Below are 26,059 nucleotides of genomic sequence, written 5' to 3'. Positions count from 1 at the left end.
GTGCCATCGTGCCGGCACGCATCACAGGGAAGTCTTTATTAACAGCGCGAACTCGAACCGGGGGACCGTTTGATGAAGACCAGCAGCTCTAAAGAGAATTCGCAGTCCGCAAGCCGTATGTCGCGCACGCTCACGCCCTTTGTCTGGGGTTTTCGGGGCGTGAAGGCGGTTGTCCGCGGTTTCCTGTCCGTTCCGCGTGTTCTGCACCTCAGCCGCGGTGGCAGGCTCAGCCTTTGGCGTGTCGCCAGCGGCGGCAAGCTGGATGATTCCGGCCGTCTGCCGCGCTATGTGCTTCTTGGTGCAATCATGCTGGCCGCCATCTGGGCGCCCGTCATCAGCTACGTTCGCTATGCGCCGCTCACCTATTCATCGGATATGGCCCTGATCCTGCCGGGTGCCGGCGCGTCGACGTCCATCAACCTTTCCGATATCGGCCAGGCGTCCTCGTCGGCCAACTCGGCCTATTCCAGTTCGACGCTGAGCCCGACCGTCACCTATCAGAGCCTGCTGTCATCGCCGCAGGTCCTTGAGCGTGCGGCCGATGCGCTGGGCAATGATCCGGCCGCATTCGGCAAGCCGCGGATCAAGCTGCTCGACCAGACCAGCTTCATTCAGGTCGCCATCAAGGGCAGCTCGCCGGAACAGGCCCGCGCCCGCAACAAGGCGCTGCTCGATGCCTTTCTCCTTGAACTGGACACGCTGCGCAATGATGAGATCGTTCGCCGCGAAAGTTCGGTCGTCAATGCGATCGATGCCTATCAGGAAAAGGTCGAGGACGCCCGCAAGGCGATTGCCGACCTGCAGCATGAAAGCGGCCTGAAATCCAACGAACAGTATGACGCGATTATTGCCGACAATGAGGACCTGCAGCTGGAAATCGCGGCCGCCGAGGCCCGGTTCGACCAGATCGATCAGCGGATCGCGACACTCAGCCAGACTCTGGAAACCACGCCGGAAATCGCGGCAATCATCCTCAAGCTGCGCGCGGATCCGCAATATGTTACGCTTGCCGACAATCTGGCCCGTGACAATGCGGCCCTGGCCAAGCTGACCGTTAATTTCGGTCCGAAACATCCGAAAGTCGTTGGCGCGAACAATCGTGTCAGCGGATTGCGTGGTCAGCTTTCCGGCCGGGGTGTCATTCTGGCGGGGTTCGATACACTGGAACTTGCCGGTGAAGTCGATGCATTGGCCGATGGCCAGCGCGCAGGGCTGTTGTCCAGCCTGGTTACATTGTCCGCCGAGGCGCGTGGCCTCTCCGCGGAAATATTCACCATGCGGGCAACGCTCAAGCGTGGTGAGGCGCGTGTGCGTGCGCTGTCAGCCTCTGCCGCGCGGCTTGATGCCCTGAAGCGCGAATACAAGGTGGCCGAGGCCGTGTTTGCTTCAGCGCTCGCCCGCATCAATACGGCGAAGTCGGATATCTTTGCGTCCTATCCGATGGTGCAGGTCGTCAGCAGCCCGTCGATCGAGTATCAGCCGACTTCGCCGAACATCAAGATCGCGATTGCCGGCGGCGTTGCGGGCAGTGCATTTGCTCTGTTCAGTCTGCTTCTTGCATGGATCCGCCAGCCGATCCTTGGCCGGGCCGTCAGGCTCTTTACCGAAGGCAAGTGAGATGAGCCTTTCATTTCGGCCCGAAAACCTCCCGGAGGCCATCGTCTACAAGACGCTGGTCTTCACCTGGCTGTTCTACGCCTTCGGCGCGCTCTACGTGGTTGGGCCGGTCTTGGGATGGTTGCTGTTCGCGCTTGCCGTGATCGCGCTTTATTTCGGGCCGGCGCTCAGGCCATCGCTGAGGCCGGCAGGCCCGGTGCCGTTTATCGTCTGGTTGTGGATTGCTGGCATGCTGGTCATGTTGATCGCCCTTTGGGGCGGTCATCTGCAATGGGGGCTTGGCCTCAAGCAGACCATCAAGTCGAGTATTGGCTGGGCCAAGGGCTGGGCGCTGCTGGCGCTGTTTCCGCTGGCCGGTGCCGTTCTTCAGGTGCGGCGCGAGGTGCTGGTGCGCGGCCAGTGCGTTATCGGCCTGTGGACGCTGATCCTGCTGCCGGTGATGTTTGCCGCACCGTATATCGGTCTGCCAGAGCGGATTTTCGTTTCACCGCTCAAGGCGGTCGGCGGGCCTGGGCCGGAATATTTCTCGGTCTATTTCTACACGCTTGATCCGTCGACCTGGACTCCGCGCTGGCAGTTTTATGCGCCGTGGTCGCCCTTTGCCGGTCTGCTCGGCATCGTCATGGTCGCCTTTGCGCTGGAAGAAAAACAGCCTTTCTGGAAAACCTGCGGCATCGTTGCGGGCCTTGCCATGATCGTGCTCACCAAGTCGCGCATGAGCCTTGTCGGCGTTGTGGTCTGCACGGTTGGTCCGCGCATGTTGCCGCTGGTGGCGAAGGTCTATGCCTGGCGGATGGCGGCTGCGTTTGCGACACTGATGGCGATTTTCGGCGGCGCGGTGTTCACCATGATCCAGGGCGGCATCTATGCCTTCAAGAATGCCCGTGCCGACAGCACCCGTGTCCGCGAGGCGTTGCAGCGCATTGCCTATGAGCGCTGGTCGGAAGCCTACTGGTTCGGCCATGGCACCGTGCAGCCGGGGCCGCATCTGGTGGAATACATGCCGATCGGCTCCCACCATACCTGGTATGGTCTCCTGTTCGTAAAAGGTCTGACCGGTTTTCTGGCCATGCTGATACCGCTTCTGGTGCAGACCTTCATCGTTCTGGTCGATTGCGTGCGTCATCCGCGCGGGCGGCTGCCGCTTTCAATCGTGTTGGTGATGATTGTCTTGAGCTTCGGCGAAAATATCGAGATCGAAGCTTATCTCATGTGGCCGGCGTTGATGATGCTCGGCATTCATGCACGCGAGATGCAAAGTCAGGCGCGCGCCTGAAGCCCTATACTGCCTGTTTTCGCGCCGGACCGCTCCGCAGAAATACACATAGCGCGCGGTCTGGTTGCGTTTTCGGGTGGTTTTGAGTTTATGGTTTACAGATTGCAAAAATGATACATGCGCCCGGTTGGCCGCGCACGCCGATACCTGTCCTGCGTATATGTCGCAGGAGGTCGGGGTGTGGAAAAATACTTGGACCGGATGCTGATATAGTGTGGGGAACGCTTGTTGCGGAAGGTTATCCGATCGTTAGTAAGCCGCTCTTCTACTATGAGTTTAACCGAGCAGACAGAACGTCCGCAAACCCGGTCCGTTCGCTTGTTTAGGAGTTGTTAATAGGCTATCGTCTCGCCGGTTCTTTAGTTTATTTCATGATCGGGAAATGGCAGTTTATGCCCAGAATATCGAACCTGGCCGGTTTCGTTTTACTTACTGCTGTTTGGAGCAGCACTTTTGTGACGGCAGGCACGCGGTCTGCCGAGGCGCAGGTGCTTGAAGGGCCCGGTGCGCTGTTTCTCGATCAAACGCCGATCGAAATGATGGCGACCAATTATTCGAGTTTCGAAACCGGATATCTTCTGCCCAAAGGGGCTGTTTATCTGCAATTCGGTTCGGATCAGACAAGGGACGGCAACTCGACCGGTACGCAGGTTTACGAAGGACGGGCAGACTGGGCGGTTACCGATCGCTTTCAGGTGAGTGCTTTCGGTCACGTGTTCGACGATCCGCCCTTGTGCGGCACTGCCGTGTGTGACGAAAATCTTACTTTTATAGCTGGCGGCGGCGGCGTCAAATACAGCCTGCTCGACAGTTACGGGCTCTCAATGGCGGCTTTCGGTTCGCTTGAGGGCGTTTTTCTCTCCGGAAACCTCTATGATAATGACGGAGACGGAACGTTGAACCTTGCCGGCAGCCTGCAGCTGCCGATCAGCCTCACCGTGACGGATTCGCTGCGTTTGCATGTGACGCCGGGCGTTTCCTTCCTGCCGGACAGCATCAACGGCCAGCCCTATTTCGGCACTGTGCCTTATCTCGGCGCCGGCCTGACCTGGCAGCCGGTTACCGGGCTGCAGTCCTATGCAACGGTGATGCTGCCCTACGCTACCGACGGCAATACCCTGTCGAGCAGTGGTGGACTTGAGACGAAACCGGTCTGGATGGCGGGCGTCAAGCTTGCCGTCACGCCAAAGGCCGCAGTGGACATTTTCGCGACCAATGGATGGGGGATGACGCCGGCAACCAGCATCATCGCCTTTCCTCCGGAATCCGATGATATCGCCTATGGTGTCCGCCTGAGCTACACGCCGTTTGTCGGCAAGGCGACGCGTGATGTCTATTTCGACAGTTACCGGGTTGATATGCTGAGCCCTGTCACGGACCTGGAGCTTCGCCAGCAGATTGGCGGTATTACACTGCAAAGTGCTGATACACTGACGCCGGGGCGTTTTCTGGTCGAGGCGGGCATCGGAGACCGCGATTTTCGCGATATCCATCTTGCCTTCAGCCCGGATCAGGATCTCCAGCTTGACGCTATTTTTTCGCAATATCCTGCGGGAGGCGCTGCCGGCAAGGCGAAGAGCGTGTGGAACGATGAATGGTCCTATATGTTCGGCGGCAAGCTCCGCCTGATGGACCAGAAATACGGCGATCTGTTTTCGCTGTCCGCTCAGGTTCTCGCTGGACGTGATTTCAAAAAGCCGACAACGGGTATCCTTTACGGCGCACTTCCGGCAAGCCTCGCCTTTTCGGAGAAGGCAAGTGTGACGCTGGAGTCGAAATTCGCCGCTTATGACTCCGAGCGTTTGTGGGCTGTCGGCGGTGGTCTTTCCGTGCGCCCGTTCCGCGATCTCGAATTGCTGGGTGAGGTTACGGCCGTTTCCGATGACGGCGACACGATCTGGTCGGCTGGTGCGCGCTATAACCTCAACGGCACGCCGTTCAGCGCGGACGTCTATGCCACAAATGCAACAGGTCTTCACGGAGTCGGCACAATGCTTGCGCAGGACGACCCGCGCTATGGACTCACGTTGAGATTTGCGTATTAAGGGAGGCTAAAATGTTCCGTATTTCCAGGGCAGCGCGATGTCGGCGACTGGTTGCGGCAGAAAAAGATAATGATGTTATTCGGCCCCGCGTGTTTTCAGTCAGGGGCAGGGTCAATTTCAGTTTATGTGTTTATGAGTATTTTGTGTATTGTTGCCGGGCGATCTGCTTGTCTCCAGCGGGGTGATATGTTTTGAACTTTAACTTTCGGGGCAAGTCGCAGCAATTCGGAGTATTTCAATTGCGTTTCATCACCCTCATCCTTGCCACGGTCATGATGACCGGATGCAGTGCATTGTATAATGTTTCCGAAGTGCGTCCGGTCGTCGGCGAAACTTCGGTGGTCAAGGTGGTGCCGGTAACGAGCCAGAATGTCATGATGGCAAACGCGATGACGCCGTATACGCCGCGTTCCCTGCCGTCTGTTTTTGACCAGACGGCGACGCTCCAGAGTTCGGCTGTGCCGAGCATTTCGGCCTACAAGCCGCAGGCCAGGCCCGGCGCCGTGCCAACCAAACTGCCGCCTGTACAGCAACCGAAGGCCTACAGGATCGGTGTTGGAGATGTGGTGCTTCTGGCGACCCCGAACGCCGATTCCGCGCTGAATGAGATCAATGGACTTCTGGCTGCGCAGAACGCGCGCCAGGGCTACACGGTTCAGGACGATGGCGCGATTGCGATCCCGACCGTGGGACGTGTCTCGATCGGCGGGATGACGCTGGAGGAGGCCCAGTCCGCCTTGTTCCAGAAACTCGTTCAAAGCCAGATCGATCCGACATTCAATCTGGAAATTACCGACTTCAATTCGCAGCGCGTTGCCGTTGGCGGCGCTGTGGCGCAGCCGCAACTCGAGCCGATCACCTTGACGCCGCTTTATCTGGATGAGGCCATTACGGCGGCAGGCGGTGTGGTCGCGGCCGATCCAAGTTACGCGACTGTGCGGCTTTATCGTGACGAACAGACCTATCAGATTTCGGCAAACAAGCTGTTTGCCAAGAACGATATTCCAAAGGTTCTGCTTCAAAACGGTGACCGTGTTTTCGTGGATACCGAATATTCTGTCGAACTGGCTGAAGGATATATGCGCCAGGAGCTCGATCTCGCCAAGTTCCAGCGCGACGTTCTGGATGAACAGCGTGATATCTTCCAGACGCGTGTGGAGATGGATGCGGTCGATCGGGACTATGTTTATGTCTTTGGTGAGGTCAAGAACCAGGGCCGCTGGCCGCTGCCGTTCGACCGCACTGCATCGCTTGCCGATGCGATGTTTGAGCAGGGTGGCATTCAGCCGGTTACCGGAAATCCGCGCCGGATTTATGTTCTGCGCAAGAACAGGGATACTTCAAGCGGTGCAATGGGGATCACGGCCTGGGCGCTCGATGCGCAGAATACGGCAAACCTCCTGCTGGCCACGGAACTCCAGCTGCGCCCGAACGATATCGTGTTCGTTGCAAGTCAGCCGGTCACCAACTGGAACCGCCTGATTTCCCAGGTCCTGCCGTCGATTTCGATCCTCGGGACTGCCAACGGCATCGTGAACTAACGGTTCAGCTGCTGGTTTGAGTTGAGAAAACTATGGAAAGATTTTCCATAGTCTCTCACCGCTGGTCCGCGCGAACACCGAAAGGCTGATCTGAACTGTTCTGCGGCACAGAATCGGAATTCTCACACAAAAGGCCGGCCGCAAAAGCAGCCGGCCTTTTGTGATCACGTGAACAGGAACGGCTCCTGTTGAAAGCTATTCTGCAAGGGCGCTCAATACCCTGCCGGCAGCACCGATAGTTCGTCGCAGGTCTGTTCATTGCCCACAAGCGTGTCACGAATTTGTGCTTGTTGGCGGGCGCGCAGCCGTGCGGCATCGATGTCGGACTGGTCGGCACCCATTGTTCTCGCCTTGGCGTAGATCTGTTCGGAGGCGTCCCTGAGCTTCCGGTCGCCCCGCAGGCTGGTATAGCTTTCGCATCGCTGGGTTGCGAGTTCGGCGCGGGCGCCCTGGTCGAGCAGCTCCTGTAGCGGCGTTTCCTGCGCCTCCGGTGGAGCCGTCTGGCAGGCAGCGAGGGCGACCAGTGCCGCAAGCGCTGCTGTCTGAATCAGTTTGACCATTACTTGTTCTCCCAATTGGTTGCTGCCGTCACCATAGCGGAAAATGCAGGCATGGGCTCTGCTTTCTTGCGCGACCCATGCAAGGCAGGTCGCAGAGGGCGTCAAGATCGTACGGCGCAGAAACGAAAAGGCCCGGTGTCGTCAAACACCAGGCCGAAAGAGTGTGTTGCCGCCGATCGGTCGCCGCTGATTTACGGACCGTTGTTGAAGCCGACCTTGTCGACGAGTTCTGATGCCTCGCGGCGGTGATCGGCAATTTCGATGAGCGGCAGGTCGTCCGGATGGATATCGCCAAATGACTGCACGATCTCGGAGGCTTCGGCCCCCGGCATCACCGGATACTCGAACACCTGTTCGGCGTAGATTTCCTGGGCTTCGGGCGAGGCGAGGAATTCCATCAGCTTCAGTGCGTTTTCCGGATGGGGTGCATGTTTGGTCATGGCCATGCCGGAAACATTGACGTGGGTGCCGCGGTCATCGGCATTGGGAAACAGGATATCGATCGCGGCGGCCCATTCCTTCTGCTCGGGTTCCTTGTCGTTGGTCATCATCAGCCCGACATAATAGGTGTTTCCAAGCGCGAGGTCGCATTCGCCGGACATGATTGCCTTGGCCTGGCTGCGGTCATTGCCGTTCGGACGCCGGGCAAGATTGGCCTTGAGGCCTTCCAGCCATTCTTCGGTGTATTCCGTGCCGTGATGGGCGATCATCGAAGCAATGAGGGCGATATTATAGGGATGTTGACCGTCGCGGATGCAGATCGCGCCTTTCCATTTCGGGTCCGCCAGTTCCTCATAGGTAATGGGTATCTGGCCGATGCGGTCTTTCGATGCGTAGACCACGCGGCCACGTTTGGTCAGCGCAAACCAGTTGCCGTCGGGGTCGCGGAACTGCGCGGGGATATGGTCATTGATGATCGCGCTTTCGACCGGCTGGGTGACATCGGCTTCCCTGGCTTCCGTCAGCCGGCCGATATCGACGGTGAGAATCACGTCGACGGGCGAATTGGCGCCTTCTGCCTTCACCCGTTCCACAAGGCCCGTATCCAGAAACAACACGTTGGTATTGATTCCGGTCTCGGCCTCAAAGGCCTCGAGCAGGGGGGCGATCAGCTCCGGCTGGCGATAGGAATAGATATTGACATCCTCGGCCAGGGCCGCAGGCGCGGCAAAAGCGGCAGTCGCGAATGCAAGAAAAAAACCGGCGGACGCCTTGAGCCTTGTCATTGAATCCTCCTTGTGTTCTTTTAAGTTGAATTATGTCATCAGGTATTCGGATCGAGGTGTCAACCGAGAGCCTTTCTGGACTTGAGTGAAAATTTCTTCTTTTGGAATTGTTCCAAAGTGAGAAACGCGCTATAAAGATGGAAACATTCTAAAGAGGACAATTGGTATGCGCCTGACAAAGCAGACGAATTATGCGGTACGCATGCTCATGTATTGCGCCGCCAATGACGGAAAACTCAGCCGCGTGCCCGAGATTGCCAAGGCCTACGGTGTGTCCGAGCTGTTTCTGTTCAAGATCATTCAGCCCTTGCACAAGGCTGGTATCATGGAAACGGTGCGCGGGCGCAATGGCGGTGTTCGCCTCGGTCGGCCCGCTTCCGAGATCACGCTTTTCGATGTTGTTTGCGTGACCGAGGAAAACTTTTCCATGGCCGAGTGTTTCGATGACAGCAACGAAACGGATTGCCCGCTGGTCGACAGTTGCGGTTTCAACGGAGCGCTGCGAAAGGCTCTCAACGCCTTTTTCGCGGTGCTTGCCGACTACACGATTGCCGATCTGGTGCGGCGTCGCGGCGACATTTTCAAGCTTCTCAGCATTGAGGAAAACGAGAAGGTTGAATCCTCAGCCGCCTGATAGCGCTGCGCAGACGATGTCTGCGGCCGAAAAGCTTTTATGAATTGGTACGATGAGCGCCGGGATATTTTCCGGCGCTTTTTCGTTGTTCGGGTGCGGCGCATTGCACAATGGTGCTTGAGCTTCCTCCGGGAAAGATATAGCTGTAGATCGCTAACTCGTAGCAGCATATGCTTTTCATGGCTGAAAAGCTTAGGTCGGGCGATGGCAGGTGAGCATCGGGCAGTGGTGCCCTGATCGAAAGATACGGAGTTGCCCCGTTGGCGAACGGGGCAGGGAGGGAACCATGAACAATCATTTCATCGGTATCGATGTCGGAACCGGCAGTGCTCGGGCAGGCGTTTTCGACGAGAACGGCCGTCTGCTGGGCGTCGGCAAGAAGGATTTGACGCTTTGGCGGGAAGCCGGCGATATCGTCGAGCAGTCATCGCATGATATCTGGAGCGCCATCTGCTTTTGCACGAAAACGGCGCTGGCGGAAGCCAATGTCGATCCGGCAACCGTCAAGGGGATTGGCTTTGATGCGACATGTTCGCTGGTTGTTCTGGACGCGCAGGGAGAGCCGCTGGCCGTCGGCCCCTCGAACGATCCCGAGCGCGATGTCATCGTCTGGATGGATCACCGCGCAATCGAGCAGGCCGACCGCATCAATGCCGGCGGCCATGATGTGCTGCGCTATGTCGGCGGCCGGATTTCGCCGGAAATGGAAACACCGAAACTGCTCTGGCTGAAGGAAAACAGGCCGGAGACCTTTTCCGCCGCCGGTCATTTCTTCGATCTCGCCGACTTTCTGTCATGGCGCGCGACCGGTTCGACGGACCGCTCGGTCTGCACCGTTACCTGCAAATGGACCTATCTTGCCCATGAGCGACGCTGGGACGCCGAATATTTCAAGGCCATCGGCCTTGAGGAGCTTGCTGACGACGCATTTACGCGCATCGGTTCGAATGTCGTCGATATCGCAACCCCTGTTGGCGAAGGGCTGACGGATACGGCCGCCGGAGAGCTAGGCCTTGTTGCCGGAACGCCGGTCGGCGCCTCGCTGATCGATGCCCATTGCGGCGGCGTTGGCACTTTTGCCTGCGAAGGCCCGAATGGCGAAAACCTGCCGCCGGAAACCCAGATGGCGCTGATCATGGGGACCTCGGCCTGCGCGATGACACTGGCGAAGGATGCGCATTTCGTCGATGGCGTCTGGGGACCGTATTTCGGCGCGATGGTGCCGGGCTTCTGGCTTCTCGAAGGCGGGCAATCCGCTTATGGCGCGGCCCTCGATCACCTCGTCACCCTCCATCCAGCCTATCCTGCCATCCGCGAAAAGGCGGCGGCCCAGGGCCTGCCCGTCCCTGTCTATCTGGAAAAGCGCGCGATCGAACAGGCCGGCTCGCTGGACGCGGCGACCTTTCTCGGCCGTGACATTCAGGTGGTGCCGGAATTTCTCGGAAACCGCGCGCCCTATGCCGATCCGCAGGCAACCGGCGTCGTCAGCGGGCTGAAGCTTGATACGGGGGAGGACAGTCTTGTCGCGCTCTACGTCGCGGGGCTTTGCGGGCTGTGCTACGGCACACGGCAGATCATCGAGGCGGAAAAGGCCGCAGGGCTGCCGCTTGAGACCATCGTGGTCAGCGGCGGAGCCGCGCAGAGCAGGCTTTTGCGGCGCATCCTTGCCGATGCGACGGGCCTCAAGGTTGCCCTTCCCGATACGGCAGAACCCGTGCTTCTCGGCGGTGCGATCATCGGCGCGGTTGCTGCAGGGCATCACGATAATCTGGAGCAGGGCGCGCGACAGATGTCGGCGATCCGGGAGATTATCGAACCTGCCGGCGGCGCGGTTTCCGAGCTGCATGCGGCAAAATTTGAGGCTTTCGCGCTGCTACAGGACGCTGACCGCAAGATCAGGGCGATGATGGCATCCTGACCGCGTAGCCTTCTTGGTGCTGGCGTTTGGCACGCGCCTTGCGATAAACTGCCGGCAGCGGAGAAAAACAGGCTATGGCGAAAACGATTTCCGAGATTGCGGAAGAAACCGGTTATTCCCGGACGACGATCACCATGGTGCTGAGCGGGCGTGCTTCCGAATACCGGATCAGCACCCGCACGCAGAAGATCATCCGCGATTATGTCGACGAGCATGGCTACACGATCAACCAGACTGCGCGCAATCTGAAGACGCAGCGCAGCCATACGATCGGCTTTGTGGCGCCGGAGATTGCGAACCCGTTCTTTGCCCGTTTCATGGCGCATCTTGAAGCCTGCTGCCGGAGTGAGGGCCTTGTGCTGATTACCACGTCGAGCGGGGAGGATCCGCTGGTGGAAGCCCGCGCGCTGCAAAGCCTGCTGGAACGCGGGGTCGATGCGCTGGTGCTGGCACCGTGCGCACCACGCCCGGCGGTTTCGGCCAAAAAGCGCAGCCGCCAGACGCCCATGGTCGTGATCGACCGCCACTATCCGGGCGATAATACGCAGGTGATCGCCAGCGACCACCGGGAAAACGCAAGGCTTCTGACCGCCGCGGTGATGAGCGCGGGCGCAAGCGACATGGTGTTTTTCTGCGGACATCCGGAAAACCCGGCCATTGTCGCGCGCATTGCCGGATTTCGCGCGGCTGCCGGTGAGGGGGAGAATGCAAGACTGCTGACAGCGGCCGACGACAGCGTGGCCGCTGGCAAAGCCATGATGCAGACACTTCTTGAGGCCGGTGGCGCATTGCCGTCGGCGCTTTTGTGCTCTTCGCTGCTCGTGCTCGAGGGCGCCCTGCAACATTTCAGGCGCACGCGTTCGGTCGTTCCGCCCGACATGATCATCGCCACGTTTGACTATGACGGCTTTCTGGAACTTCTGCCCAACACGGTCATCGTCATCCGGCAGGATGAAGAGGCACTGGCGCGCGCCGCCTTCCAGGCGCTCTCCGACCGGATCGGCGGCAATGTGGCGGCCGAGGGAACGCGCACGGTCGTTGATGCCGAACTGCTCTATCTCAACGCGCCGGCCTGACGCGTCCCGGGAGGCGATGCGGCAACAGCGCTAACCGATCTCCGCAAAGACATCGGCAACCGTCTCTTCCAGCAGATCGAACATGGTGTCGGTTTCAGCCTTGGTGATGATGAAGGGGGGCGCGAGGACCACGGCGGCCCCGAGCGGGCGGCAGATCAGGCCCTTTTCCAGCGCCTTGTTGGCGATCCGCTCGGACACCCGAAGCTTGCTGTCGAACGGCGCCCTGGTCTTTCTGTCGGCAACCATTTCGATGGCGCCCATGAAACCGACGCCGCGCACCTCGCCTGTGTGGGGATGGTCGCCGAAGCGCGAAAGCCGCTCGAGAAAATGCGGTGTCAGAGCCCGGACATTGTCGATCAGCCCTTCCGTCTCGAGCACATCGAGCGCCTTCAGGGCAACAGCGCTGCCAAGCGGGCTGCCGGCTGCGGTAAAGCCATGCGGAAATTCCTCGGCCGCCTCTGATGCTTCTTCCAGTTCCGCGGCAAGCTTCGCGCCGAGAATGGCGGCGCCCATCGGATAGTAACCGGCGGTAATGCACTTCGAGGCGATGATCGCATCCGGCTCTATCCCGTAATAATCGCTGCCCCACATTGTGCCCATCCGGCCGAAACCGCAGATCACCTCGTCGGCGATCAGCGGAATGTCATATTCCCGAAGGATCGGCCGGATTGCGTCGAAATAGCCTTTTGAAGGTGGAATGACGCCGCCCGCACCCTGCACCGGTTCGGCAAACATACCGGCAATGGTTTCGGGGCCTTCACGCTCGATCAGGTCCCTGAGATTGCGCGCCATGCGCGCGGTAAATGCCTCTTCTGTCTCCTCCTCGAGGCCGAAACGCCAGAAATGCGGGCAGTCGGCGCGGAGAAAACCCGGCAGCGGCAGGCCGAATTCGCTGTTATAGGGCTTTGCCGTCATCGATGCCGTGGCCACTGTCACGCCATGATAGGCATTGATGCGGGTGATGATCTTGCGCCGTTCCGGCATGCCCTTTCGCCGGTTGATCATCCACAGCATCTTCACCATGGTGTCGTTGGCTTCCGAACCGGAGTTTGTGTAGTAGACCTTGCCGCTGTCGAAAGGCGAAAGCGAAATCAGGCGCTCGGACAGTTCGACGGTGACATCGGCAATCCGGCCGAAAAACGAATGATAGCCCGGAAAGCGCTGCGCCTGTGCGCAGAGCGCCTCCACAATGCCTGAGTGATTGAACCCGGCGACATTGTTCCACAAGCCCGAATTGGCATCCAGATAGCGTTTGCCGTGCACATCGAAGACATGAATGCCTTCGCCATGGCTGAGAACAACCGGCCCGTTTTCCTTCAGCGAAGGAAAATCGGTAAAGCCATGGAAGACATTGGCCATGTCCTTCTCTTCCCATGAATTTCCGCCTGTGTCCGCCATGCCCGGTCTCCCTGTTGCCGTTTGCAAGCCTGACCTTTCCGGGATTAGGTGGCGTCGTCAAGGCACGAACGGCAAAAGGGGCGTCTGGCTATCCGGGGACGGCCCTTCATGCCTGTCGCTGCGGCAATGGTTCAGGCGGGGCGAGCCTTGCAGGCATCAAAGCGAAAGCCCGGCCTCGTTGAAGAAATGCAGTTTATCCGGGCGGAAGGAAAGGCCGATATCCTTGCCGCGAATGTCGGCATCGATTTCTGCAACGCGGATGATGAGCCTGCCGGCATCGCCGCAATCGACATGGAGATAGGTGTCGGAGCCGAGATATTCGGAGATCTCCACCTTGCCCGTCACCTGACCCTTGCCGGCCTCGACAACGTCGATGTGTTCTGGACGGATGCCGAGCGAGGCGGGCGTGCCTTCCGTGCCCTCCGGCATTGGCCCACTGCCGTGGCCTTCGATTTTATATTCACCGCCGCTACCTGAACACGGCAGAATGTTCATTTTCGGTGAGCCGATGAACTGGGCGACGAACAGGTTGTCGGGTTTTTCGTAAAGGTCGCGCGGGGTGCCGACCTGCATGATGCGGCCATCCTTCAGCACCACGATCCTGTCTGCCAGGGTCATCGCCTCGACCTGATCGTGGGTCACATAGATCATCGTGGTGTTCAGCGTTTCATGCAGGCGGGCGATTTCGAAGCGCATCTCGACCCTGAGCGCCGCATCGAGGTTGGAGAGCGGCTCGTCGAACAGGAAGCCCTTCGGTTCGCGGACGATGGCGCGACCGATGGCGACGCGCTGGCGTTGGCCTCCGGAAAGCGCTTTCGGGCGACGGTCGAGATAGTCGTCGAGGCGCAGGATTTCGGCGGCACGGCCGACCTTTTCCGCAATTTCCTTTTTCGGGCTGCCGGCGGTTTTCAGCGAAAAGCCCATATTGTCGCGCACATCCATATGCGGATAGAGCGCGTAGGACTGAAACACCATGGAAAGGCCGCGCTCTGACGGCAGCCGGTCGGTCACATCGTCGCCATCGAGCAGAATGCGGCCGCGGCTTGTCTCTTCAAGCCCGGAAATCATCCTGAGCAGTGTCGACTTTCCGCAGCCGGAAGGACCGACGAAGATGACGAATTCGCCGTCATCAATTTCAAGGTCGATGCCTTTGATGACCTGCAGGTCGCCGAACCATTTTTCCACGTTTTCCAGCCGGATAGAGCCCATCTTATTCTCCTTCAGCCTGCAATAGATCGTCGCCCATGGCCCAGGCGAGATGAATGGCTGCGGTCCATGTGAAAAGCTTGCCGCCAAGGCCTTCGCCGGTCAGCGGGTCGAAATATTCATAAAAGCCGGATGTCTCGACGGCCCTTCGGGTGTCGCCGCGCAGCCGTTCGGCAAGGGCGCCATGGCCCTTTTCGGCAAGGCCGGTGCCAATCATGTAGTTGACCACGGACCAGATGGGGCCGCGCCAGTAGCGCCGGCTTTCAAACTGGCTGTCGCGCGGGTCCCAGCTGGGAAAACCATAGGTGCAGCAATCGAGAATGGCGGTGATTTCCCTCACCGAGCGGGCTTGTTGCGCCGCATCTCCGGCATCGGCGTAAAGTGCCATGGCCGACGCATTGGTGAAGGCCGTCGACAGCGCGCCGGAGCGCAGGTCCTTGGCAACAAAGCCGCCGACATCCTCGTTCCAGAAACTGCCGCAGCCTTCCTTTGCGCGTTTCAGCCAGCTTTCCGCCTCGTCGCGGATAGCGGGAAGGCCGAATTCATCGGCGAGTTCGGCCAGATCGCGGTCGCCGCGCATCAGCGCAAACTGGACGCAGGGGTCGACCATGAAGAACGGCCCGTTGCGGGCAATCTCGAGATGATCCCATTTGCATTCATGGCCGAATTTCACGATGGCGAGGTAGCGGTTATATTGCTCCGCCGTCGGCCGTTCGGACGGGTCGACATGGGTGATGTCGCGGCGCGGCAGGTCGCCGAGGTCGTCGGGCACGGTGATCTGCGCCATGCCGATATCCCAGTCCGGGCAATTGTCGCGGCCCGATTCCCACGGGTGGATAATGCCGACGACGCCGGTTTCATCCGGGTCGCGGTATTTGTGAAACCAGCGATGCCAGGCGACGAGCTTTTCGAAAAGCGCTTCCGCACGCTCCCGATCCATCGTCCCGCCGGTCTTCAGCATGGTCAGCATGGCGCTGGCGGCAACCGGCGGCTGGGAATGGCCGGAGGAGGGCGGCATGGTGTTGGATTTCCACATTTCCGGCCCCGGAAAATAGTCCGGGTCGGTCTTGTGGAAGATGATATGCGGCACCATGCCGTCATCCCACTGGCCGGAAAACAGCGTCTCGATTTCTTCCCATGCCCGGTTGCGGTCGAAGGTGGCAAAGCCGAGTGCGGCAAAGACGGAATCCCATTCCCACTGATAGGGGTAGAGGCGCGCTGTCGGTACGGTATAGCCGCCCCGGTCGTTCATGCGCAGGATATCGATGGCCTGTTGTTTCAACGACTGATGCATGCTCATCCTTTCACGCTGCCGGCAGTCAGGCCTGCCACGAGGAAACGTTCGAACCACAGGAAGATGAACAGCACCGGAACGGTGGCAACCACCGCGCCCGCCATCAGATGCTGGCGCGGCACTTCCGACGAATTGAGCGAGACGACCCCGCGCGAGAGCGTGAACATGTTGATGTCATCAAGGAACATGAAGGCAAACAGGAATTCGTTCCAGGCGATCATGAAGACGTAGAGCGCAACCGAGGCGAGGGCGGGCAGCGCCAGCGGCAGGGTGATCTTGAGGATGACGCCGGGCCGCTTCAGCCCGTCCATCAGCCCCGCCTCTTCCAGTTCGGAGGGCAGCCCCCGGAAATAGCCCTGCAACATGTAAAGCGCGACCGGAATGGTGGTTGCCGGATAGACGATCATCAGCCCGATAAGCGAGTTTCTCAAACCCACCTGCGAGAACACCGAATAAAGCGGGATCACCAGCACGATGGCAGGCACCATGTAGATCAGCAGGATGGAGCGCGAAAGGAACGCCTGACCGGGAAAGCGAAGTCTGGCCACCGCATAGGCGCCGGGCACGGCAAAGACCAGCGTGATGATGACGGTTGCCACCGACACGATGGCCGAGTTCATCAGGAAGGTGCCGAAAGAATAGACGGTAAACAATTCGATATAGGAATTGAACAGGCCGGAAAGCCCCTGGCTGAGGTCGATCGAAAGGTCGAGCGGATTGGAAATCAGCGACTGCTGGCTTTTGAAACTGGTCATCACCATGACATAAAAGGGCAGGGCCACGACGATGGTGAAAAGCGTCAGGCCAAGCCCTTTCATGAAGCGCAGGAAGATGACTTCGAGGTGGTAGCGGCCGATATTACCGGCCTTCTGATCGTGAAGGGCAGCCACAATCGACCACCAGACGGCCACCAGAAAGCCGGCAAAGGCGACAAGCTGCAGCCCCGTTGTGTAGGCGAGCGACAGCCCGAAGGGTTCGCCGAACGTGGTCAGCATCAGCACCGCGAAAATGGCGACGATCATGGAAGCCTGTACCGCAGCCCCGCGCGCTTTCGGGCGGTCGCGGGTTCTGACCGGCGACAGCACGTATATGGCCGCCCCCACTGCGCCCGCCAGTGCGGCATAGCCAAGCTGCGGCGCGCTTGCCTCACCGGAAAACAGCGTGAACACGAGGCCGATCACGATCATCCAGACAATTGCCCAGAAAGCGCCCAGAAGAATGGCGGCGATGAAACCGGTTCCGATACGCATCATCCGTCATCCTGTGGTGAGAATTTGAAGAAGACCAGCGAGAAGAACAGCAGGACCGCGAAGACGACAACGGCAACCGCCGCGCCCGCGCCGAGATTGGACACGGCAAAGGCCTGCTCATAGACATCGACCGTCAACGTTCTGGTGCCGGCTGCCCCGCCGGTGAGCAGGAAAATGTCGTCGAACTTGTTGAAGGTCCAGATGAAGCGCAGCAGGAACAGAACCGCCAGAATGCCGACAAGCTGCGGCAGCGAAATGTACCAGAACTGTTGCAGCGGCGTTGCACCGTCTATTTCGGCTGCCTCGTAGACATCGGTGGAAAGCGCCTGCATGCGGGCCAGAATGAACAGGAAGGACAGCGGGAAATAGCGCCACGCCTCGAACGCGATCACGGTCGTCAGCGCCACCGGGAACTGGAAGGTCAGGCCGAAAATCGAGATATCGACATCGCGCTGGCCGAAGAAATCGATCGGCGCGCCGATCATGCCGGAGCGCACCAGAAGCGCATTCAGCGTGCCCGAATAGGGATCGAGCAGGATGATCCAGGTGAACGCGACCGCGATGACCGGCGCCACATAGGGAAACAGGAACAGCCCGCGCAGCACCGAGCGCCCCTTGAAACTCTGGTTCAAAAGCTGGGCGGCGAACAGCCCCAGAACCAGCGCGCTCGCCGTGCCGAACACGGTGTAATAGAAGGTGACCCGCAGCACTTTCCAGAAGTCCGGCGAGGAGAAAATGCGGGCGAAATTTTCGAGCGTGAAGTCGAAATTCGTCAGGATGTTGTCGGCCCGGCCCGAGGTTTGCGGCTCACTGTCTCTGAGTTCGACGGGCGATGTCAGATAGGCGGTATCGGCAATCACCTGCATGCGGATGCGATCCCGGAATTTTTCCGGCAGGTCGCCGAGCGTGCAGCTCAGTTGACGGCCTTCCAGCGTGCAGCGCTCATCGAGGCCAGAGACCTGAAGGCCCTCGGGAATGATATCGACAAAACCGGCATTGTAGATGGAGGCCTTCTGCGAGGTATTGCGCAGCCGGTATTCGATTTCCGCCTCATCGCCGGGGTTTTCCAGATCGCCGCGCAGGCGCTCGTTGATGTTGAGCTGTGGCGGGCGCAGGTCGGAAAGCTGAACCGGCTTGAACGATATCCAGAAATTGGCAATCAGCGGCAGCAGCACCACGGCCAGCACAATGGCGAAGGTCGGGGCCAGCATCGTATAGGCAAAGCGCATTTCGCGCCGCGCCATCCGGCCGAAACCCTTGGGTGGTTTGGGGGACGGTTCGGTCGCGGGGCTGCCGCTGTCGGTCATGTCTGCCATGTCTCAAGCCTTTTGCGGGAAAAGCGGCCGGGCATGTATTTCAGCGCCCGGCTGTTCTTTCGGCCGGAAATCAGTTGATTTCCGAAAGCTCCGCATTGAGCTTTTCGACGGCGTCCGGTCCGGAAATCTCGCCGTCGATATATTCGCGCACGACCTGATTGATGACCTGGCTGTTGACCATCTTCGAGGCGAGCGCCAGCTGGCCTTCCTTCACGCCCCAGCGATTGGCGGTCTCAAGACCGGTGACGATTTTCTGCACCGTCTCGGCGGGGTAGACATCGGCAAGCGGCGCCTTGCGGTCGACGCCGACCGGCAGTGTTGCCCATTCATCGACAAACTTGCTGGGTTCTTCCGCCGTGCCGCGCCGAACCGGGAACTTGCCTTCCGGCGCCATCGACAGCGTGTTCATATAGCCCTCATCCATGGAGAACTTGATGAAGTCGGAGGCGACGTCGATATTGGCATCCGCCGTCACGCCGAGATAGCGGATGTCCGCCCAGGCCGCGCCATCCGGGTTGGACGGGCCGGAAAAGGTGGTGACGACGTCGGTCTTCTGGGCAAGCTCCGTGGAGGTCGGATCGTCGTTGATGGTCGGCGGGGCGCTGTCGCGCAGGCCGGCAAGCTCATCGAGGATGAAGGGCGACCAGATGATCATCGCCGCCTTGCCGTCGAAATAAAGCGCGCGCGACTGCTGCCAGTAGAGTTCACCGGCAGGCGAGGCATCGGCCAGCGTCTTGTAGAATTCCAGAACCTCGATGGTCTTGGCTTCGTCCAGCGGTTTGAAACCGTTTTCGTCCACCGGCGTCACGCCATTGGCGAGGAAGACGTGCTCCAGCACCTGGCTCATGAAGTTGTCATCGATCTTGGTGGCGGCGACGAAACCGTACATGTCCGGCGGATTGTTGAGGACCTCGATCGCCTTGGCAATGTTTTCATAGGAGTCCGGCGGAGCAAGGTCGTGCTCGTCAAACAGGTCCTTGCGGTAGATGATCATCTGCGTCCAGCCGTCGACTGGCACGGCGGCGGTCATGCCTTCGAACTGCGCCATTTCGATAGCGCCGGGCGCGAAACTGTCAATGCCGAGGTCGTTTACAATCTCGTCGTCGATTTCTGCATCAAGAATGCCGGCTTCCGCCCATGGCAGCACATATTGCAGGGTCAGGTAGATGACGTCCGGCAGGTCGCCGGCGGCGAAGGCAGCGGTTGCGCGGGTGCCGAGTTCGCTTTCCGTCACCGGAATGACCTGCACCTCATTGCCGGTCTCTTCCATGAACGCGTCGGCGATTTCCTGCTGCTTGGCCAGCCGCTCGGGCTGTTCTTCCGTGGTCCAGAAGCGGATTGTGTCCGCATGTGCCAGGGATGCAGCGCTTGCCGAGAGCAAGAGGGCTGCCGTCAGTTTCGTCAGTGTCTTCATTGTCATCCTCCAAAAGCTTCCATCGGAAAACCTGAACCCGGTCTTCCGCCACGACCCGGCAAAAGGCCGAACCGGTTTTTCGCACGCGACATCGCAGACGACGCAGCGGCCGGGTCTAAAATCCGGGCCGTCACGAGATCATGACGCCATATGCGTCAGGCCAGTCTGTTACCGATGGATCTCCTCCCATCGCCTGCAGTTTACTTAGGCATTTTTGAAAAATGCCAATTTAATAGACTTTAGCGCTTTCGGACAAAGGGTCAAGACGGGCTGTCGTCTTTGTCTGCGCGGCCTCTACGACTTTCGCAGCACCGGAACGCAAGCAACCGGCAGCTTTTCCGGTTCCGGAACAAAGACTGAGACCGGGCGTTGCTTTCATGAAACAAAACAAAGGGGAACGCCGGATGGCAAAGGGCTCCAAATGGATCAAGCATCTGGCGCGAACGGGATATTTCGCGCGCGGCCTCGTCTATTCCATCATCGGTTTGTTTGCCATTCTCGCTGCGATCGGATCGGCGGAAAGCAAGGATACAAGAGACGCACTGCAAACCGTCTTGAGCCAACCTTTCGGCTCGGCGCTGGTGACTGTCCTCATTGTCGGGCTTGTAAGCTATGGTCTCTGGCGGCTGTTTCAGGCGGTCATGGACCCTGACGATCATGGTTTCGGGGCGAGGGGGCTGGCGGTGCGGGCCGGTCTCTTGACAAGCGCTGTAACCTATGGTCTGCTGGCGTTTTATGCCTTGTCACTCGTCGGTATTTCCAACGGTGGCGAGGGTGACGGCGCATCGCCGGCTGAAATGATTGCCGGCTTTTTCGGTTCGCGGCCCGTTTCAATCGCGCTCGCAGCAATTTTCGCCGGTGTCGCCATCGCGCACTGGTGGAAGGCCTACAGGCGCAAATATGCCGAACATCTCAAGGCCTCCGATGCAGTCATGACCTGGTTGCACCCGATATCGATGACCGGGCTGGCCGCGCGGGGATGCGTTTTCTCCATTCTCGCCATGCTTCTGATTTTTCGTGGGCTGATGAGCGAAGATGGTTCCGGCACGCCGGGGATCAAGGATGCGCTTGAATATACCCAGGACCTGCCGTTTGGCGCATTCCTGCTGGCTGCTCTTGGCGTCGGCGTCGTGCTGTTTGCCGTCTATTCCTTCGCCGAGGCAATCTGGCGGGAGATCAATATCGAAGATGCCTGACAGGGTTCAGGCCCTGCGTTCTTCGCATGTGTTCTGCTGGGGTGGGATGAAGGCTGAGCTTCAGGATGGCATGTATAGGAAACGGACCGGAGATCCGGACTGTTTCCTCAGAATATTGACAATACCCCGCAAGCAATCACGGTTTTGTCTCCTCCCCCTCCCTCCGGGTCATCCTCGTGCTCGACACGAGGATCCAAGGCTACACGATGTATGCTTGCTTGAAACCCTTTCTTATTAAAGGGTTGAGCGGAATGGATGCTCGGATCATGTCCGAGCATGACACCTGTGGGGACTGCTGACGGAGGCAACAACCCGCACGTCGTCAGGTTTGTCAGCAGTCTGAGTCCTTGCGCGCAAGGACCTTTCCGAAAGGGCATAACAAGCAGCCCTGGCAACTGTATTGTTTCCCGCATGTTCAGGCTGTTTTGTACATGGTTTGATCTCTTAGTATTGCGTTTGCAAGGGTTAGGATTTTCCGTGCGATGGCGATAATCATGACCTTGAACGGTTTGCCTTTTGCAGACATGGCTTGTGCTGTTTGGGCAAAAGGCTTCTTGAGCCGATAGGCGACAAGAGCGGCCATATAGAGTGCATCGCGCACACGCTTTCGACCGCCGCGGATATGCCTTTGGCCTCTTTGATGTCCGCTGTCGACATTGAAGGGAGCAAGGCCGGCCAGAGCCGCCATAGCCCTGGATGGGGCTTCGCCCAGTTCGGGCATCAAGGCTATGAGCGTGAATGCGGTAACAGGGCCGACACCGGGGATGGAGCGCAGCCGAACCGTCTTCTGTTTCAGGGTTCTGTCTGACCGTACCAGCTCAAGGCAGGCTTTCTCGGTCATGGCGATCTCCGTGTCCAGCCAGGCGATGTGACGTTCGATACCTTCTCTTTCCTGCGGTTCGGCACCATGAAGTCGGTTTCGTTCCTGCTGACGCATGGCGACGAGCTGGTCTCTGCGAGCATGCAGCTGGCACAGCCTGTGACGCACGGGATCCGGTGGTTTGCTTGTCGGCGGTCACAGGGTCTCCCCCATGCGCGCCAACATGCGCGCATCGATCGCGTCGGTCTTGGCAAGCAGGCCACAGGCCCTTGCAAAGTCTCGTGCCCTGGCAGGATTGACGCGGCAGTAGGCGCACCCGCGGCGCGCCAGGGCTAAACACAAGCGCCGGTCATAGGGACTGGTCGCTTCGAATATGACCGTGACATTGCGCTCATCCAGGCTATCGAGCCAGGTCTCGATGCATGAGGCAAGGTTGTCGATGCGCAGATAGGTGCAGGTCCGGGGATCAAAAATATCGAGATGTGCTTTGGAGACATCGCATCCGATGAAGACAGGGTGTATCATGACAAGCCTCATCCTGTGCTGCGAGGTCCGCTGAAACGGCCTCTATCAACTGTTCAGGTTGGGATATTCAAAGCGGGCGGAGGATCAGGTGCCAGGGAACGGTCTCTAACGACCAGGATGCCGGACGACCTTCCGCCCGCGCCCATCATATCATAAGCCGCTATACACAGGACGCCGGATCAAGTCCGGTATGACGAATAAACGTGGGACGAGCTTTGTCAACAAAATGAGGAAACGGACCGAAATTCTTCCGGTCCGTTTCCCGTTTTCAGGCCTTGCGGCGCAGTGCCGCCGGGACGAAGCTGTGGATCGACAGGCCTTCGTCGCGGTGTTTGCCGCCGGCAACGCCTGCAAACCAGGCGCCGGCTGCGGCCAGAACTGCGCCGGCCGCGGAGGCAAAGGCGGTGATGACCGAGGCATTGTGCATCATCTGCATCATTTCTTCGCTGACCTCGCCGCCGGAAGGCGCAGCGCCCAGGCTGGAAAGCGCAGAGATGAGCGCTGCGCCGGCGCCGAGCACCAGTGTGGAAAGCGCCCAGACGACAATGCCGTGGATGCCATCGCGGAATTCGCTTTCATCCGGCGTTCCATCGCCGAAGTGAGAGCGCATGCGACCGGCGACATAGCCACCGGCAGAGGCGCTGGCAAAGGCGACGAGAACGAGCCAGAGGCCGATGAGGAAAAGGGCCCATGACAGGCCGTCTTCACCCGGCATCGCATCGCTTGCGGCAAGCCCGATGCCCGCGCCGAACTGGCTGAGCACGGATGCGAGCGCGCCCGCGACGGCCGCACCGCCAAAGATGGCGCCCCATTCGAGGTAGGAGACGCCCGGCACGGCCGGCGTGGCCGGCGTGGTTACAGGACTGTGGTTTTGCTCTGTCATGACTCCCCCTTATGCCAGGCCGAGGACGGACAGGATAAACATGACGACTACAACAAGACCTACGAGATAAATAATACCGTTCATTGTTTCTGCTCCGTTTTAATTCGATGCCTATTCAACGGGCACTGGCGCAGAACGTTCCGATGAAATCGCCCTTTTGACGGGATAGGGGTGTCAGCCACGGCGACAAGACACGGTGTTGCGGGCTATGAAAGGTCGTGCATCACGACCCGATTGCTGATCATATGGAAGCAGAACATGGGAAGTGATGTCGCATGGCGATAACCGGTTTCCGGCCGGGCCGGCGCCATTGACAATGACTGCCCAGACCGGCGCTTAGGCTTCGTGTTGCGGGCTTGCAGTATTGGGAGAAGGACATATGTCGCAACGTCGCCTGAGGTCTCGGGACTGGTTCGATAATCCGGATCATGCGGATATGACGGCGCTCTATCTGGAGCGCTTCATGAATTACGGCACAACGCCGGAGGAGCTGCGGTCCGGCAAACCGATCATCGGCATTGCCCAGAGCGGCAGCGATATCAATCCCTGCAACCGTCACCATCTGGATCTCGCGCGGCGCCTGCGTGACGGCATTCGCGATGCCGGTGGTATTCCCATCGAGTTTCCTTCTCATCCGCTGTTTGAAAACTGCAAGCGCCCGACCGCCGCGCTTGACCGCAATCTTGCCTATCTCGGACTGGTGGAGATCCTTTACGGCTATCCGCTCGACGGCGTGGTGCTGACGACCGGTTGCGACAAGACGACACCATCGGCGCTGATGGCCGCAGCAACGGTCAATATTCCGGCGATCGTCTATTCCGGCGGCCCCATGCTCGACGGCTGGTATGACGGGGAGCTTGTCGGCTCCGGCACCGTGATCTGGCGTTCGCGCCGCAAGCTTGCCGCCGGCGAGATCAATCGCGAGCAGTTTCTGGAGGCCGCCCTTGAATCCGCGCCTTCGGTCGGTCACTGCAACACCATGGGCACAGCCTCGACCATGAACGCCATGGCGGAGGCGCTCGGCATGTCGCTGACGGGCTGTGCGGCAATCCCCGCCGCCTATCGTGAACGCGCGCAGATGGGATATCGCACCGGCCGGCGTGCGGTGGAACTGGTCAACGAAAATATCCGTCCGCTCGATATTCTCACCCGGGATGCTTTCCTCAATGCCATCCGGGTGAATTCGGCAATCGGCGGCTCCACCAATGCCCAGCCGCATCTCTCCGCCATCGCGCGCCATGCCGGGGTCGAGCTGAAGCCTTCAGACTGGCAGGACTATGGCTTCGATATCCCACTTCTGGCCAATGTCCAGCCCGCCGGCGAGTTTCTGGGGGAACGCTTTCACCGGGCCGGCGGCGTTCCGGCGGTGATGTGGGAGCTGTTGCAGGCAGGGCGGCTCTCGGGCGACTGTCCGACGGTGACCGGCAGGCCTGTTGCCGATAATCTGCAGGGGCGGGAGGCGCAGGACCGCGCCGTGATCAAGCCGTTTGCCGAGCCGATGCAGGAGCGGGCGGGTTTTCTGGTGATGAAGGGCAATCTGTTCGATTTTGCCATCATGAAGATGAGCGTCATCTCCGAGGAGTTTCGCAAGCGCTATCTTTCCGTTGCCGGAAAGGAGGGCATATTCGAGGGCAAGGCCGTGATCTTCGATGGCTCGGAGGATTATCATGCCCGGATCAACGATCCGGCGCTCGATATTGACGAACATACCATTCTGGTTATTCGCGGCGCCGGCCCGCGCGGCTGGCCGGGTTCTGCCGAAGTGGTCAACATGCAGCCGCCGGATCGCCTTATCCGCAAGGGCATCACCAGCCTTCCGACAATTGGCGACGGCCGCCAGTCCGGCACCGCCGACAGTCCGTCAATCCTCCATGCCTCGCCGGAAAGTGCGGCAGGCGGCGGACTGGCCTTTCTGCGCGATGGCGACATCATCCGCATCGATTTCAATGCGGGCCGCTGCGATATGCTGGTCGATGACATTGAGATCGAACGGCGAAAACACGAGGCGCTTCCCGCCGTTCCCGCCGATGCGACGCCCTGGCAGCGGATCTACCGCAATTCCGTCACGCAGCTCGATGAAGGTGCGACGCTTTCGGGGGTCGAAGACTTTCGGGATATCGCATCGCGACCACCCCGGCACAATCATTGACCGGGCCGTTTGCGGTGACCCGGCCACGCTGCCTTGAGCGATTGGTTTTGTAACGAGGAGGACGACAAGCTGTCATCTGCTGTGGCCGGAACCGGGATTACGGGCAGCGCTGCAGCTGTGCTTCGTAGATCTGTGTCATCTTCTGGGCGCGGGCGGCCGCGCTCTTGGCCACGGGGCGGCTTTTCCAGACACCGCGTGAATAACCGGCATGTCCCGAATGGTAGGCGAGGTAGAGATTGTAGGGGTCGTTGAGCGCAATGCCGTTTCTGATATGGCTTTGATTGTGATACCAGGCGATGAAATAGATCGCATCGCCGAAATCGGTGCGATTGGCGCCGCGCTGGCCGGTCCGTGCCTTGTATTCGCTCCAGGTGCCGTCAAGCGCCTGCGAATACCCAAGGGCGCTGGAAGCGCGCCGCCCCGGAATGAAGCCGAGGATCTTCTTGCGCGGCGGACGGGCATGGCTGTCGAAGGAGGATTCGACGTAGATCGTCGCCATCAGGACCGAAACCGGCACGCCATACTCGCGCGAGGCCTTCTCGGCATCCCGGCGCCAGTTTTCGAAGAACCCGTTTTTCTGGGCAAAAATCGCGCAGCTGTTGCCGACATTGCTGACGGTCGTTGAGCAACCTGTCAGAGTGGCAAGGCAGAGCACTGCGAACACGATCCAAAAGCGCGAAATAGACATGGAACGGACTGTATGCGGGGGACGTTA

At 59.5% G+C, this 26,059-nt stretch carries 21 protein-coding genes; 9 read left to right on the top strand and 12 right to left on the bottom strand.

The features are described from left to right. The first annotated feature begins 72 nt into the window (after positions 1-72). From ACHZCU_RS03115 to ACHZCU_RS03100, 4 genes are all read left to right on the top strand, one after another. Positions 73-1,617 carry a hypothetical protein gene (locus ACHZCU_RS03115; RefSeq protein WP_319517608.1) on the top strand — a complete coding sequence of 515 codons (1,545 nt, stop codon included), beginning with the start codon at positions 73-75 and terminating at the stop codon, positions 1,615-1,617. Between the two features lies 1 nt (position 1,618). Then, on the top strand, positions 1,619-2,893 hold the full coding sequence (locus ACHZCU_RS03110) for a hypothetical protein (RefSeq protein WP_319517607.1): 1,275 nt from the start codon (positions 1,619-1,621) through the stop codon (positions 2,891-2,893). A 455-nt stretch (positions 2,894-3,348) separates the two neighbouring features. Continuing rightward, positions 3,349-4,938: a hypothetical protein gene (locus tag ACHZCU_RS03105; protein WP_319517606.1), complete on the top strand. Its 1,590-nt coding sequence runs from the start codon at positions 3,349-3,351 to the stop codon at positions 4,936-4,938. Positions 4,939-5,177: 239 nt separating this feature from the next. Then, positions 5,178-6,479 carry a polysaccharide biosynthesis/export family protein gene (locus tag ACHZCU_RS03100; protein WP_319517605.1) on the top strand — a complete coding sequence of 434 codons (1,302 nt, stop codon included), beginning with the start codon at positions 5,178-5,180 and terminating at the stop codon, positions 6,477-6,479. 212 nt (positions 6,480-6,691) lie between these two features. Here the strand turns inward: ACHZCU_RS03100 and ACHZCU_RS03095 are convergent, their stop codons facing one another. Both ACHZCU_RS03095 and ACHZCU_RS03090 read right to left on the bottom strand, forming a co-directional pair. Beyond that, positions 6,692-7,039 carry a hypothetical protein gene (locus ACHZCU_RS03095; RefSeq protein WP_319517604.1) on the bottom strand — a complete coding sequence of 116 codons (348 nt, stop codon included), beginning with the start codon at positions 7,037-7,039 and terminating at the stop codon, positions 6,692-6,694. A gap of 191 nt (positions 7,040-7,230) precedes the next feature. Beyond that, complete coding sequence (locus ACHZCU_RS03090) at positions 7,231-8,265, bottom strand: Fe(3+) ABC transporter substrate-binding protein (protein WP_319517603.1); 1,035 nt, start codon at positions 8,263-8,265, stop codon at positions 7,231-7,233. Between the two features lie 166 nt (positions 8,266-8,431). On the opposite strand from ACHZCU_RS03090, the gene rirA reads away from it, so the two are divergent. From rirA to ACHZCU_RS03075, 3 genes are all read left to right on the top strand, one after another. Then, positions 8,432-8,899 (top strand): iron-responsive transcriptional regulator RirA, encoded by a 468-nt coding sequence (gene rirA, locus ACHZCU_RS03085; RefSeq protein ID WP_106302254.1) that lies wholly within the window; start codon positions 8,432-8,434, stop codon positions 8,897-8,899. Between the two features lie 286 nt (positions 8,900-9,185). After that, a complete protein-coding gene (locus ACHZCU_RS03080) occupies positions 9,186-10,817 on the top strand; it encodes an FGGY-family carbohydrate kinase (RefSeq protein WP_319517602.1) in 1,632 nt (543 codons plus the stop codon). 74 nt (positions 10,818-10,891) lie between these two features. Next, positions 10,892-11,893, top strand: a complete 1,002-nt coding sequence (locus ACHZCU_RS03075) for a substrate-binding domain-containing protein (RefSeq protein ID WP_319517601.1) — start codon at positions 10,892-10,894, stop codon at positions 11,891-11,893. Positions 11,894-11,923: 30 nt separating this feature from the next. Here the strand turns inward: ACHZCU_RS03075 and ACHZCU_RS03070 are convergent, their stop codons facing one another. The 6 genes from ACHZCU_RS03070 to ACHZCU_RS03045 form a co-directional block, all read right to left on the bottom strand. Beyond that, a complete protein-coding gene (locus tag ACHZCU_RS03070) occupies positions 11,924-13,291 on the bottom strand; it encodes an aminotransferase (RefSeq protein WP_319517600.1) in 1,368 nt (455 codons plus the stop codon). Positions 13,292-13,447: 156 nt separating this feature from the next. Then, the gene (locus ACHZCU_RS03065) at positions 13,448-14,500 is read right to left on the bottom strand and encodes an ABC transporter ATP-binding protein (RefSeq protein WP_319517599.1); all 1,053 of its coding nucleotides are present in this window, start codon (positions 14,498-14,500) and stop codon (positions 13,448-13,450) included. 1 nt (position 14,501) lies between these two features. Beyond that, positions 14,502-15,797 (bottom strand): hypothetical protein, encoded by a 1,296-nt coding sequence (locus ACHZCU_RS03060; RefSeq protein WP_394706009.1) that lies wholly within the window; start codon positions 15,795-15,797, stop codon positions 14,502-14,504. Next, a complete protein-coding gene (locus ACHZCU_RS03055; RefSeq protein WP_394706008.1) occupies positions 15,794-17,044 on the bottom strand; it encodes a carbohydrate ABC transporter permease in 1,251 nt (416 codons plus the stop codon). The genes ACHZCU_RS03060 and ACHZCU_RS03055 overlap by 4 nt, the downstream gene beginning before the upstream one ends. After that, the gene (locus ACHZCU_RS03050; RefSeq protein WP_319517596.1) at positions 17,041-18,357 is read right to left on the bottom strand and encodes a sugar ABC transporter permease; all 1,317 of its coding nucleotides are present in this window, start codon (positions 18,355-18,357) and stop codon (positions 17,041-17,043) included. Before ACHZCU_RS03050 ends, ACHZCU_RS03055 begins: the two co-directional genes overlap by 4 nt. Positions 18,358-18,427: 70 nt before the next feature. Further along, positions 18,428-19,771, bottom strand: a complete 1,344-nt coding sequence (locus tag ACHZCU_RS03045; RefSeq protein ID WP_106302236.1) for an ABC transporter substrate-binding protein — start codon at positions 19,769-19,771, stop codon at positions 18,428-18,430. 377 nt (positions 19,772-20,148) lie between these two features. Between ACHZCU_RS03045 and ACHZCU_RS03040 the strand changes: the two genes are divergently transcribed. Then, positions 20,149-20,967, top strand: a complete 819-nt coding sequence (locus ACHZCU_RS03040; RefSeq protein WP_319517595.1) for a DUF1206 domain-containing protein — start codon at positions 20,149-20,151, stop codon at positions 20,965-20,967. Between the two features lie 415 nt (positions 20,968-21,382). Here the strand turns inward: ACHZCU_RS03040 and ACHZCU_RS03035 are convergent, their stop codons facing one another. From ACHZCU_RS03035 to ACHZCU_RS03025, 3 genes are all read right to left on the bottom strand, one after another. Then, the gene (locus ACHZCU_RS03035; RefSeq protein WP_319517594.1) at positions 21,383-21,808 is read right to left on the bottom strand and encodes a transposase; all 426 of its coding nucleotides are present in this window, start codon (positions 21,806-21,808) and stop codon (positions 21,383-21,385) included. A gap of 174 nt (positions 21,809-21,982) precedes the next feature. After that, positions 21,983-22,312 carry a transposase gene (locus tag ACHZCU_RS03030; protein WP_319517593.1) on the bottom strand — a complete coding sequence of 110 codons (330 nt, stop codon included), beginning with the start codon at positions 22,310-22,312 and terminating at the stop codon, positions 21,983-21,985. 268 nt (positions 22,313-22,580) lie between these two features. Beyond that, a complete protein-coding gene (locus ACHZCU_RS03025) occupies positions 22,581-23,195 on the bottom strand; it encodes a hypothetical protein (protein WP_319517592.1) in 615 nt (204 codons plus the stop codon). Positions 23,196-23,574: 379 nt separating this feature from the next. On the opposite strand from ACHZCU_RS03025, the gene ACHZCU_RS03020 reads away from it, so the two are divergent. Next, entirely contained in the window at positions 23,575-25,344 is a 1,770-nt protein-coding gene (locus ACHZCU_RS03020) for an IlvD/Edd family dehydratase (RefSeq protein ID WP_319517591.1), read from the top strand. 97 nt (positions 25,345-25,441) lie between these two features. On the opposite strand, the gene ACHZCU_RS03015 is transcribed toward ACHZCU_RS03020, so the two are convergent. After that, complete coding sequence (locus ACHZCU_RS03015; RefSeq protein ID WP_319517590.1) at positions 25,442-26,032, bottom strand: transglycosylase SLT domain-containing protein; 591 nt, start codon at positions 26,030-26,032, stop codon at positions 25,442-25,444. Between the last annotated feature and the right edge of the window lie 27 nt (positions 26,033-26,059).

This window comes from uncultured Martelella sp. (assembly GCF_963677965.2).
In the GTDB taxonomy this organism is placed as follows: Bacteria; Pseudomonadota; Alphaproteobacteria; order Rhizobiales; family Rhizobiaceae; genus Martelella; species Martelella mangrovi.
This window is presented reverse-complemented; position numbering and strand designations above follow the sequence as displayed.